General features: G+C 67.2%; 8 protein-coding genes. 2 read left to right on the top strand and 6 right to left on the bottom strand.

Features of this window, described 5'->3' with window-relative positions; translation table 11 throughout:
* Positions 1–3: 3 nt before the first annotated feature.
* On the top strand, positions 4–1,674 hold the full coding sequence (gene ettA / locus LRG07_RS08380) for an energy-dependent translational throttle protein EttA (RefSeq protein WP_238642135.1): 1,671 nt from the start codon (positions 4–6) through the stop codon (positions 1,672–1,674).
* A 109-nt stretch (positions 1,675–1,783) separates the two neighbouring features.
* Here the strand turns inward: ettA and LRG07_RS08375 are convergent, their stop codons facing one another.
* Positions 1,784–3,052 (bottom strand): O-acetylhomoserine aminocarboxypropyltransferase/cysteine synthase family protein, encoded by a 1,269-nt coding sequence (locus tag LRG07_RS08375; protein WP_238642134.1) that lies wholly within the window; start codon positions 3,050–3,052, stop codon positions 1,784–1,786.
* A gap of 365 nt (positions 3,053–3,417) precedes the next feature.
* Here LRG07_RS08375 and metH point away from each other — a divergent pair, with 365 nt between their 5' ends.
* Positions 3,418–7,104, top strand: a complete 3,687-nt coding sequence (metH, locus tag LRG07_RS08370) for a methionine synthase (protein ID WP_238635071.1) — start codon at positions 3,418–3,420, stop codon at positions 7,102–7,104.
* A gap of 153 nt (positions 7,105–7,257) precedes the next feature.
* Here metH and LRG07_RS08365 read toward each other — a convergent pair whose 3' ends face one another.
* The 5 genes from LRG07_RS08365 to LRG07_RS08345 form a co-directional block, all read right to left on the bottom strand.
* Positions 7,258–7,860, bottom strand: a complete 603-nt coding sequence (locus tag LRG07_RS08365) for a superoxide dismutase (protein WP_201172804.1) — start codon at positions 7,858–7,860, stop codon at positions 7,258–7,260.
* Positions 7,861–8,073: 213 nt separating this feature from the next.
* Positions 8,074–8,757, bottom strand: a complete 684-nt coding sequence (locus LRG07_RS08360; RefSeq protein ID WP_201172806.1) for a TVP38/TMEM64 family protein — start codon at positions 8,755–8,757, stop codon at positions 8,074–8,076.
* Positions 8,758–8,771: 14 nt separating this feature from the next.
* Complete coding sequence (locus LRG07_RS08355; RefSeq protein WP_238642133.1) at positions 8,772–10,505, bottom strand: fused response regulator/phosphatase; 1,734 nt, start codon at positions 10,503–10,505, stop codon at positions 8,772–8,774.
* 41 nt (positions 10,506–10,546) lie between these two features.
* A complete protein-coding gene (locus LRG07_RS08350) occupies positions 10,547–10,852 on the bottom strand; it encodes an STAS domain-containing protein (protein WP_201172810.1) in 306 nt (101 codons plus the stop codon).
* A gap of 52 nt (positions 10,853–10,904) precedes the next feature.
* Positions 10,905–12,149, bottom strand: a complete 1,245-nt coding sequence (locus tag LRG07_RS08345) for a methyl-accepting chemotaxis protein (RefSeq protein ID WP_201172813.1) — start codon at positions 12,147–12,149, stop codon at positions 10,905–10,907.
* Between the last annotated feature and the right edge of the window lies 1 nt (position 12,150).

The following is a 12,150-nucleotide window of genomic DNA, read 5'->3' as shown; positions in this document are numbered from 1 at the left end:
GCTATGGCCCAGTACGTCTTTACCATGAACCGGGTATCCAAGGTGGTACCCCCCAAACGACAGATCCTCAAGGACATCTCGCTGTCCTTCTTCCCGGGCGCCAAGATCGGCGTTCTCGGGCTCAACGGGGCGGGCAAGTCGAGCCTGCTGCGCATCATGGCCGGCGAGGACCAGGAGTTCGACGGCGAGGCGCGGCCGCAGCCTGGCATCAAGATCGGCTACCTGCCCCAGGAACCGAGGCTCAATGACGACAAGGACGTGCGCGGCAACGTCGAGGAAGGCGTAGCCGAGACCAAGGCCCTGGTGGATCGCTTCAACGAGGTCTCCGCGCAGTTCGCCGATCCGGAAGCCGACTTCGACGCCCTGATCGCCGAGCAATCCAAGCTGCAGGACCAGATCGAGGCCGCCGGCGCCTGGGACCTGGACCGCAAGCTGGAGCAGGCGGCCGACGCCCTGCGCCTGCCGCCGTGGGACGCCTCCGTGGCCAATCTCTCCGGTGGCGAGCGCCGCCGGGTGGCCCTGTGCAAGCTGCTGCTCTCGGCGCCGGACATGCTTCTGCTCGATGAGCCCACCAACCACTTGGACGCCGAGAGCGTGGCGTGGCTGGAGCGCTTCCTCCACGAGTTCCCCGGCACCGTGGTGGCGGTAACCCACGACCGCTACTTCCTGGACAACGTGGCCGGCTGGATCCTCGAGCTCGACCGCGGCGAGGGCATCCCCTTTCAGGGCAACTACTCCGCGTGGCTCGAGTACAAGGAGAAGCGGCTACAGCAGGAGGCCCGCGAGGAGCAGGCCCAGCGCAAGGCGATCCAGCAGGAGCGCGAGTGGGTCCAGCAGAACCCCAAGGGCCGCCAGGCCAAGAACAAGGCGCGCATCAAGCAGTTCGAGGAGCTGCAGTCCCAGGAGTTCCAGAAGCGCAACGAGACCCAGCAGCTCTACATCCCGCCGGGGCCGCGCCTGGGCGACAAGGTGATCATCGCCGACGGGGTGCAGAAGGCCTTCCGCGGCGAGCTGCTTTACGAGGACCTGAGCTGCATCATCCCGCCGGGGGCCATCGTCGGCCTGGTCGGCCCCAACGGCGCCGGCAAGACCACGCTGTTCCGCATGATCACCGGCGAGGAGCAGCCCGACGCCGGCTCCATCGAGGTCGGCGATACGGTGGAGCTCGCCTACGTGGACCAGAGCCGGGACGCGCTCAACCCGGAGAACACCGTCTGGCAGGAGATCTCCGGCGGCCACGACTACATCCGGGTGGGCAACTTCGAGACCCCGTCGCGGGCCTACGTGGGCAAGTTCAACTTCCGCGGCTCCGAGCAGCAAAAGCGCGTCGGCGACCTCTCCGGCGGCGAGCGCAACCGGGTGCACCTGGCCAAGCTGCTGCAGAGCGGCGGCAACACCCTACTCCTCGACGAGCCGACCAACGATCTGGACGTGGAGACCCTGCGGGCCCTCGAGGATGCGCTGCTCACCTTCCCCGGCTGCGCCCTGGTGATCTCCCACGACCGCTGGTTCCTGGACCGGATCGCCACCCACATCCTGGCCTTCGAGGGTGAGAGCCGGACGGTCTTCATCGAGGGCAATTACCAAGACTACGAGGCGGACCGCAAGAAGCGCCTCGGCGAGGAGGCCGCCCAGCCCCACCGCATCAAGTACAAGCGTCTGGGTACGGGCTGAGGGATCTGGCGACAGGCTGGTGGCGGCGGGCCTCGCTGCCACCAGCCCCGCTACAACCGGGAGCCTGCCCCTGAAACCCTCCTTCTGAGCCCGACCCGCTGAACGCTGACTACTGTTTCAAGGCCTGATCGATGTCGGCGAGGATGTCGTCGACGTGCTCCAGGCCGATGGACAGCCGGACCAGATCCCGCGACACCCCGGCGCTCTCCAGCTCCTCCTCATTGAGCTGGCGGTGGGTGGTGCTCGCCGGATGGCAGGCCAGGGACTTGGCATCGCCGATGTTCACCAGCCGCGTGATCAGCTGCAGCGCATCGATGAACTGCGCCCCCGCCTCGAAGCCGCCCTTCACCCCGAAGCTCAGGATGCTGGCCGCCCGTCCGCCCATGTAGCGATCGGCCAGCGGCTTGTACGGGCTGTCCTCCAGGCCGGCGAACTTCACCCAGCTCACCCGCGGATGGGACTGCAGGTACTCGGCCACGCGCTGGGCATTTTCGCAGTGCCGGTCCATGCGCACCGGCAGGGTCTCGATCCCCTGCAGCAGCTGGAAGGCGTTGAACGGCGACAGCGCCGCACCCATATTGCGCAGCGGCACCACCCGGCAGCGGGTGATGTAAGCCGCCTCGCCCATGTCCTCGGTGTAGACGACGCCGTGGTAGGAGGGGTCCGGCTCGACCATCATCGGGAACCGGTCGCCGTGCTTAGCCCAGGGGAAGCGGCCGGAGTCGACGATCACCCCGCCCACCGTAGTGCCGTGACCGCCCATGTACTTGGTCAGGGAGTGGATGACGATATCCGCCCCGTTATCGATGGGCCGCCACAGGTAGGGCGTCGGCACGGTATTGTCGACCATCAGCGGGATGCCGTGGCGGTGGGCGATCGCGGCCAGCCGCTCGACATCGACCACTTCACCGGAGGGGTTGCCGACGCTCTCGCAGAACAGCGCCTTCGTCCGCTCGTCGATCTGCGCCTCCATCCGCTCGTAATCGTCCTGGGCGGCGAAGCGCACCTCGATGCCGTGGATGGGCAACGAGTGGGCGAAGAGGTTGTACGTACCGCCGTAGAGCCGCGAGGTGGAGACGATGTTATCGCCGGCGCGGGTAATCGCCTGGATGGCGTAGGTGATCGCCGCCATGCCGGAGGCCACCGCCAGGCCGCCGATGCCCCCTTCCATAGCCGCCACCCGCTGCTCGAGCACGGCGTTGGTCGGATTCATGATCCGCGTGTAGATGTTCCCTTCCACCTTCAGGTCGAAGAGATCCGCCCCGTGCTGCGTGTCATCGAAGGCGTAGGAGGTGGTCTGGTAGATGGGCACCGCCACCGCCCGGGTGGTCGGATCGGGGGTGTAGCCGGCATGGACGGCCTGGGTCTCAAGTTTCACCGCGGATGACTCCTTTGCCACGTTCCGGATCGGGCGCCCCCGCCGTTACCGGCTCGCGGGCGCGCGTGCGCTCATTAAAAGTGGCATCGCCATTGCGGGGAATCAAGCAACCGGCGGCGCTAAGCTTATGCCTCGGCGCCCTGGCGGACGGCCTCCGCCGCGGCGACGTTGAAATCCGCGGCGGCGGTTGAGATACTGGCGTGATAACGATTATCCAACCAGGCACCCATCCCCGCGCCGGGCCGCGCGAGTGCGCGCCCTCTTCTCCGTCTTCCCACGCAAGCCGTATCCGGGCTGCAGCCTCGCGGCGGCATAGCGCGCGGGCGCCTGAAGAACCCGTGAGCCACAGAGCGAACCGTTAGACCATGACCGATCGTAGCCAACAGCTTCGCGACCAGCTCGCCCAGCGCATCCTGATCCTCGACTGCGGGATGGGCACCGAGATCCAGAAGTACCCGCTCGAGGAGGCCGACTTCCGCGGCGAGCGTTTCACTGATCACCCCTCGGAACTCAAGGGCAACAACGACCTGCTGGTCCTCACCCGGCCCGATATCATCCGCGACATCACGCGGCAGAACCTCGACGCCGGTGTGGACATCGTCGAGACCAACACGTTCAACTCCCAGGTTCTCTCCCAGGCCGACTACGGCGCCGAGCATCTGGTCGACGAGCTGAACATCGAGGCGGCCCGGCTCGCCCGCGCCGTCTGCGACGAAGTCGAGCAGGAGACCGGCATCCCGCGTTTCGTCGCCGGCACCATGGGCCCGACCGGCAAGACGGCCTCCATCTCCCCGGACGTCAACAATCCCGGCTATCGCGACATCACCTTCGACCAGCTGTTCGAAGCCTACGCGCAGCAGGCCCGGGGCCTCCTCGAAGGCGGCGCCGATCTGATCCTGATCGAGACAGTCTTCGACACCCTCAACGCCAAGGCGGCCATCTACGCCCTCGAGGAGGTCTTTGAGGAATCGGGCCGGCGCCTGCCGGTGATGATCTCCGGCACCATTACCGACGCTTCCGGCCGGACCCTGTCGGGCCAGACCGCGGCGGCCTTCTGGAACTCGGTGCGCCACGCCCGGCCGATCTCCGTCGGCCTGAACTGCGCCCTCGGCGCCGAGGACCTGCGCCCGCACCTGCAGGAACTGTCGAAGATCGCCGACACGCACATCTCGACGCACCCCAACGCGGGCCTGCCCAACGAGTTCGGCGAGTACGACCAAAGCCCCGAGGAGATGGCGAAGATCGTGCGCACCTTCGCCGAGGAGGGGCTGATCAACATCATCGGCGGCTGCTGCGGCACATCGCCGGCGCACATCGCCGCCATCCGCGAGCAGGTCAAGGATTTCGCCCCGCGTCAGGTACCGGAAGCGGCGCCCGACGTCATGCGCCTGTCCGGGCTCGAGCCGTGCAACATCGGCAACGACTCGCTGTTCGTGAACATCGGCGAGCGCGCCAACGTCACCGGCTCGGCCCGCTTCCGCCGCCTGATCAAGGAGGGCGACTACGAGACCGCCCTGGAGGTGGCCAAGGAGCAGGTGGAGAACGGCGCCCAGATCATCGACATCAACATGGACGAGGGCATGCTCGACTCCAAGGATGCGATGATCGACTTCCTCAACCTGGTCGGGTCCGAACCGGACATCTCCCGGGTGCCGATCATGATCGACTCCTCGAAGTGGGACATCATGGAGGAGGGACTCAAGCGCATCCAGGGCAAGGGCCTGGTCAACTCCATTTCCCTCAAGGAGGGCGAGGAAGCCTTCCTGCAGCAGGCCCGCAAGCTCAAGCGCTACGGCGCCGCCGCCGTGGTCATGTGCTTCGACGAGAAGGGGCAGGCCGACACCTACGAGCGGCGCCTGGAGATCGCCGAGCGGGCGTACAACACGCTGGTCAATGACGGCTTCGAGCCCGCGGACATCGTCTTCGACCTGAACATCTTCGCCGTGGCCACCGGCATCGAGGAGCACAACAACTACGCCGTCGACTTCATCGAGGCGACCCGCTGGGTCAAGGAGAACCTGCCCCACGCCAAGATCTCCGGCGGCCTGTCCAACCTCTCCTTCTCGTTCCGCGGCAACGAGCCGGTCCGCGAGGCCATGCACTCGGTCTTCCTCTACCACGCCATCAAGGCGGGACTGGACATGGCCATCGTCAACGCCGGCCAGATCGAGGTCTACGACGAGATCGACAAGGAGCTGCGCGAGCTCTGCGAGGACGTCATCCTCAACCGCCGCGACGACGCCACGGACCGCCTGCTGGAGCTGGCCGACCGCTACAAGGGCCAGGGCGGCAAGAAGAAGGAGGAGGACCTCTCCTGGCGCGAGGAGCCGGTGGAGAAGCGCCTCGAGCACGCCCTGATCAAGGGCATCACCGACTACATCGACGTGGACGTCGAGGAGGCGCGGCAGCGGCACGAGCGCCCGATCCAGGTGATCGAGGGACCGCTGATGGACGGTATGAACACCGTCGGCGACCTCTTCGGCGAGGGCAAGATGTTCCTGCCCCAGGTGGTCAAGTCCGCCCGCGTAATGAAGCAGGCGGTGAGCCACCTCCTTCCCTACATCGAGGCCGAGAAGTCCGGTGACGATGAGCCCGCCGGCCGGGTGCTGATCGCCACCGTCAAGGGCGACGTCCACGACATCGGCAAGAACATCGTGGCGGTGGTCCTGCAGTGCAACAACTTCGAGGTCCACGACATCGGCGTCATGGTCCCCACGGAGACCATCCTGCAGAAGGCCAAGGAGGTCAACGCCGACATCATCGGCCTCTCCGGGCTGATCACGCCGTCGCTCGACGAAATGATCGGCGTGGCCCAGGAGATGGAGCGCCAGGGCTTCACCTGCCCGCTGCTCATCGGCGGTGCCACCACCTCACGGGTGCACACCGCCGTGAAGATCGCGCCCAACTACTCGGCGCCCAGCATCTACGTCAAGGACGCCTCGCGCGCCGTTGGCGTGGCCTCCAAGCTGGTCAGCGAAACCCAGGCCGAGCCGTACAAGCAGGAGCTGGCCGCTGAGTATCAACAGGTGCGCGAACAGCACGAGGCCCGGCAGCAGAAGACCAAGTGGGTCTCCTTCGAGCAGGCCAAGAAGAACGCCACGCCCATCGACTGGTCGACCCACCGGCCCCAGGAGCCCGAGAGGCCGGGAGTCCAGGTACTGGACGACTACCCGCTGGAGGATCTGGTCGAGCGGATCGACTGGACGCCGTTCTTCGCCGCCTGGCAGATGCGGGGCCAGTATCCGAAGATCCTCGATGACGAGAAGCAGGGCGAGGAGGCGCGCAAGCTCTTCGACGACGCCCAGGCGATGCTGCGGCGGATCATCGACGAGAAGTGGCTGACCGCCCGCGCGGTGTTCGGCCTCTTCCCGGCGAACAGCACTGGCGAGGATACCGAGGTTTACGCCGACGAGGCACGCAGCGAGGTGCTGGCCACGCTGTGTCATCTGCGCCAGCAAACCGAGAAGGGTGAGGGCAAGCCGCACCAGTCCCTGGCCGACTTCATCGCGCCCAAGGAAAGCGGCGTGCCGGACTGGATGGGCGCCTTCGCGGTCACCGCCGGGATCGGCATCGACGAGCACATCCAGCGCTTCGAGGCCGCCGGTGACGACTACAGCGCTATCATGCTCAAGGCCCTGGCCGACCGCCTGGCCGAGGCGTTCGCTGAGCGCCTGCACGAGCGGGTGCGCAAGGAGTTCTGGGGCTACGCCGCCGACGAGAACCTGTCCAACGAGGACATGATCAAGGAGCGGTACCAGGGCATCCGCCCGGCACCGGGCTACCCGGCCTGCCCCGACCACACCGAGAAGGACCGCCTCTGGGAGATCCTTAACGTCGAGGAGAATATCGGCCTGAGCCTGACCGAGTCCAAGGCCATGGTCCCCACCGCTGCCGTGTCCGGTTGGTACTTCGGCCACCCGGAGGCCAAGTACTTCGGCGTCGGGAAGATCTTCCAGGACCAGGTGGAGGATTACGCCAAGCGTAAGGGGATGTCCCGCAAGGAGGCGGAACGCTGGCTGGGGCCGAACCTCGGCTACGACCCCGAGGACTGAGGCGAACCGCCCGTCAAGACCCCTCGCCCGCCGAGACGGGCGAGGGGGCCTGCCCACTGCAAGCTCTGGGAATCAGGGACGGGGTCCCGGGGCATCACGCACCGCCTGGCAGGCCGCGAACGCTACCCCCTACCCCTGCCCCCCTCAAGAGCATTACGTGGCCTGGAACCGCGAGGCGACCTCATCCCAGTTCACGACATCCCACCACGCCTCGACGTAGTCCGGCCGCCGGTTCTGGTAGCGCAGGTAGTAGGCGTGCTCCCAGACATCCAGGCCGAGCAGCGGCGTACCCTGTTTGGGCGCCACGTCCATGAGCGGGTTGTCCTGATTGGGGGTATCGGTGATCTCCAGCCCTCGCGAGGTCTGGATCAGCCACGCCCAGCCGGAGCCGAAACGCCCCAGCGCGGCTTGGGTGAACTGCTCGCGGAACTGATCGAAGGAGCCGAAGGCCGAGTCGATGGCCGTGGCCAGATCCCCCGACGGCTTGCCGCCGCCATTGGGCGACATCACCCGCCAGAACAGGTCGTGGTTCCAGTGTCCGCCCCCGTTGTTGCGGATCGCCAGAGGCAGGCTCGAGACGCGCGCAAGCAGATCCTCCAGCCGCTGCCCCTCGTGCTCCGTCCCCGAGACGGCATCGTTGAGCTTGGTAACGTAGGTGTTGTGGTGCTTGGTGTGGTGGATTTCCATCGTCTGGGCGTCGATGGAGCGCTCCAGATCGCCGTAGTCGTAGGGCAGATCGGGGAGTTGATAGGCCATCAGGATCTCTCCTTTCCTTCGCGCGGTCGTGACGTCCCTGCGCTTTGTGCCAGGGCGTACAAATCCATCATGGGGGGCCGAGGGGCACGGCATCAATCCCGCGGATTCTGGGTTGTCTCCGCCCGCCGCTATCGGGAGCCCGCCCGGGGGACACTATAGCCGTTATGGCCGCTCGGGCATCGAGCAGTCTGATCAACCCGCGGCGCCGCGTATTCAGGCGTCCTTCCCGCGCCCGGTCAGGCGTCGCCGCAGGAAGGCCCCCGCGACGAACAGCACGGCCACCCCGAGCAGGACCACCACGGCCCGGGTATCGATCTCCCCGCCCCGGGCGGCTGCCTCGACCGCGCTGTAGATCGCCAGCGAGAAGACCCCCCACTTGATCCCCAGCCCAACCACCGTGGCGACGACGAAGGTCTTCAACGGCAACCCCAGCCAGCCGGCCCCGTAGTTCAGCGGCGGGTGCGGAAAGCCGGGCAGGGCCCGGATGGCGCACTGGCTGAGGAAATCGCTGTTGCCCCGGAGCACCCGGATCCAGCGGCTGTCCGCCGGCACCGCATCACGGCCCAGCAACCACGCCACCCCGTACGCCCCCAGGGCGCCCAGGGTACTGCCCGCCACCAGCGTGAGCGTGGACATCCAAGGCGGGTAGAACGGGGCGACGACCCAGAGGAAGAGGCTGCCCGGCAACGCCAGGGTGAACAGCGCCGCCTGCAGCACGACGACCACCAGCAGCAACCAGGGACGTTCGACCAGGAGCTCGCCCCAGGCGACAACGTCCTCGGCATCCCAGGGCCCCCACACGGCCACCGCCAGGCCGCTGAGCAGCAGCAGCGCGAGCAGGAAGGGGCGATACCCCGGCCACCAGCGCACCGAGGGTTGGGGAAGACGCAAGCGCATGGCGCCCGATGCTACTACGAATCGGGCCGCGAGGGGCGCGGGCGCCCCCCCGGCGTATACCGCACCCGCACCCGGTTGCCGGGCGGGAAGTAGCTCAGTTCGTCACACAGTGAGCGCACCAGCAGGATGCCCCGGCCCGCACCGATGGGCGCCCCGTGGCCGCCGCCGCCTTCCAGAATGCGCCGGTAGTCGAACCCCTCGCCGGAATCCTCCACCTCGATCTCGATCCCGTATCCGCTGCCGTCGGCGGCGTCGCACTGCACGCGCAGGCGGATCTCGCCCTCTTCCAGCGCCTCCAGCGCCCTGGCGCGCTGCTGGTAATAGGCCTCGAAGCCATCCGGGTCTCTCTTGAGCGCCGAGTCGAGCCCGAGCACGCCGTGCTCCAGGGCGTTGGTGAAGAGCTCGGCGATGACCACGTAGAGGCTCTGCCGGTCCTCCTCCAGCGCCCCGAGTTCGGCGAGCAGATTCATGATCGGCGGCACCGGATTGACGTGGGCCAGGGTCGCGGCGTCCAGGACCAACTCGCTGTACCAGTTCTCGGCGGCGGCCGCCCCGTAGCCGCCCATCGCCCCCTCGGCCAGCAGCCGGTCCAAGTCCACGGAGACCAGGGTGGTATCGTCGCCCTGCTCGTCCCCGGCCCGGAAGGCTCCGACAGCTTCCAGCAAGGCGTCGAATCCGGCAGCGGGATCCCCACTGCAAAGCGCTGCCTCGATGCGCTCGTTGCCGAAGAGCCGCCCGCCGGCATCGGTGGCCTCAACGATGCCGTCCGAGCAGGCGTAGGCGTGGAGCCCGGAGGTCAGTTCCAGGTAGGCCAGCTGCCGGCGCCCCGGCGCGGTATCGCGGATCACCCCCAGGGGCAGGTCCACCGACGGGAAGCGCTGCACCACCTCACCGCCGCGCAGGACCCAAACCGGCGGCATGCCGGCGTTCCACACGCCGAGCCGGCGATTGTGGCAGTCCACCTCCAGCATCGCCGCGGTGAGGAACATATCCGCCGGCAGGCTCCGGAAGAGCTTCTCGTTGACGTCGTCGAGCAACTCGGCGGGGTGTGCCCCCCGCCCGACCCGGTCGTAGAAGACCGCCGCCAGCCCGGGCACACCGACCGCCGCGCCGATCCCGTGGCCGGTGAAGTCCCCGATAAGGATCAGCAGATTGCCGTTGGGCCGGCGGGCGGCCAGCAGGATATCGCCACTGAGGATAGCCGCCGGCTGATAGTGGTAGCGCACCCCCGGCGCCTGCAGGTCACTGGAGGCCGTAGCCCGGGCGACGATGCGCTCGGCGGTCTCCTGCTCGCGCTCGAGCCGCTCCTGGTGGCTGCGCAGCGCGTCGCGCTGGGTGACGACAGTGTGGTAGAGGGCCCGGGTGCGCAGCCAGGAGTCGATCTTGGCGTTGAGCTGCACCCGGCTGATGGGCTTGGTGACGAAGTCATCGCCGCCGGCCTCGACACACTGCGCCAGCCGCTGCTCATCGGTCAGGGCGGTAACGAAGAGCACCGGGATGAACCCCCCGGTATCCATGGCCTTGATCTGCCGGGTGGCCTGATAGCCGTCCATCCGCGGCATCATGATGTCCATGAGGATCATGTCCACCGGCTGCTCGCGGAAGCGGGCCACCGCCTCCTCGCCATCGGCCGCCGTAATCACGTGAAAGCCCCGCGCCCCGAGGATCGCCTCGAGGAGCATGGTGTTCACCGGCTCGTCATCAACCACCAGAAAAGTGGGCAGCGCCTGTTCGGCCAGCCTGTCCATGGTGCCCCCCGTTTCCCCGCCCCCGGCGCCGTCCACGCGGCCTACTCCTGGATGGTGAACAGGCGCTGGAAGTTGGCGATCTCGAGGATCTTGCGCACCTCGCGGGAGCAGTTGCGCAGCACCACCTCGGCGCCCTGATCGCTGGCCGACTCCCGCAGCAGCAGCAACATGCCGAGGGCGGAGCTGTCCATGTATTCGGTCTCAGAGAGGTCGATCACGTAGCGACGGACGCCCTCCTCCCCCTTGTAGGCCTGGCGAAAATCCTTGTGCAGGCTGAAGTCGAAGAAACCCTGGATCGCCATGACGAGGGTTTGCCCCTCGTCCTCGCGCTCGGTTCGGATGCCCATCGTTACGCTCCTGCTTTGCTGTCGGTGTCGAATTCGCGGGGCGCCGCGGGGCTCAGAAGAGCTCCACGTCGCCGTGATCCATGGACTGCTGCTCGACCTTGCGCTGGTTCGCCCGCGCCGCCTCACGCTCCTGGCGCTGCTGGGCCAGCCGTTCGCGGGCCTCCCGAAGGCGTGCTGCGTACTGGCTGCCGTGGACGTCGTCGGCAGCGATGGCCTGAAGGACATTGCGTACCCCGTCGAGGTAGTCATCCAGCCCCTCGACGCCGGCGCGCGAGCCATCCACCAGCTGCGTCACAATATCCTCGAACTGCAGCGCGCGAACGGCGTCGGCCACATGCTGATCGATCTGCCCGCTGACCTGGGAAATGCGCGTGACCTGCTGCTCCACCTGCTGATCCACATCCTGCAGGCTCTTCATCATCTCCGAGATCTGGTCCTTGGTGGAGAGGGTCACATTCATGTCGTTGGAGGCCATCTCGCCGACCTCGGTGCGGGCTTCCTCCACCAGCTTGGTGATCGTCTTGACCTCCTCGCCGATCTGCTCGTTGAACTGATTCGCCTTCTCGGAGAGCTTGCGCACCTCCTCGGCGACCACCGCGAAGCCGCGACCGGACTCCCCGGCCCGGGCCGCCTCGATGCTGGCATTGAGGGCGAGCAGGTCGGTCTGGCTGGCGATCCCTTTGAGGTCGGCAAGCAGCTCGTGGATCCGCCCCATCTGCGCGACCATGTCGTCGATGCGCTCGACGGTCTTCACGCTGCGCCGGCTCATGTCGACGATCATGTCGACGTAGTTGTTCAGGAAGCTCTCGGTCTCGCGGACAAACTCGGAGATACCGAACTGCTCCACCGCGGAGTCCCCGCCGGTCTGCTCGATCACGGCCCGGGCAAGGCGCTCCTGCTCATCGGTGGCCTGATCCATGCCGTTGAAGCTCTGGTTCAGCGACTGCACGGCATCGCCGACCAGCCCGCGGATCTGCTCCAGGTCGCTGTTCACCGTCCGGAACTCGGCGTTGAGGCTGTCGTCGATGTCGTAGAGCAGATCGCGCAGGGCGTCCTCCAGATCCTCCACGGTATCCGTCGCCTCGTTCCAGCCCGTCTCGCGTCGGCGCAGGTAGCCGACCACGGCCCAACCGCTGGCGCCGAGCAGCACCGCCAGCGGCCCCGTGGCCGGCCAGGCGTAGGCGATCGCCATGGCTGCCACGGTTAGCGCGGAGGGCGCACCGTAGTGGCGCAGCCACGCCGTCTTCGGGTGGTAGACGATGGACTCGCCGTCGCGATCCTCGGCAACCTCGACCATA

The organism is Halorhodospira sp. 9622 (assembly GCF_022228025.1).
Classification (GTDB): Bacteria; Pseudomonadota; Gammaproteobacteria; order Nitrococcales; family Halorhodospiraceae; genus Halorhodospira; species Halorhodospira halophila_A.
The sequence above is the reverse complement of the archived record's forward strand: the minus strand, read 5'-3'. Positions and strand labels throughout refer to the sequence as shown.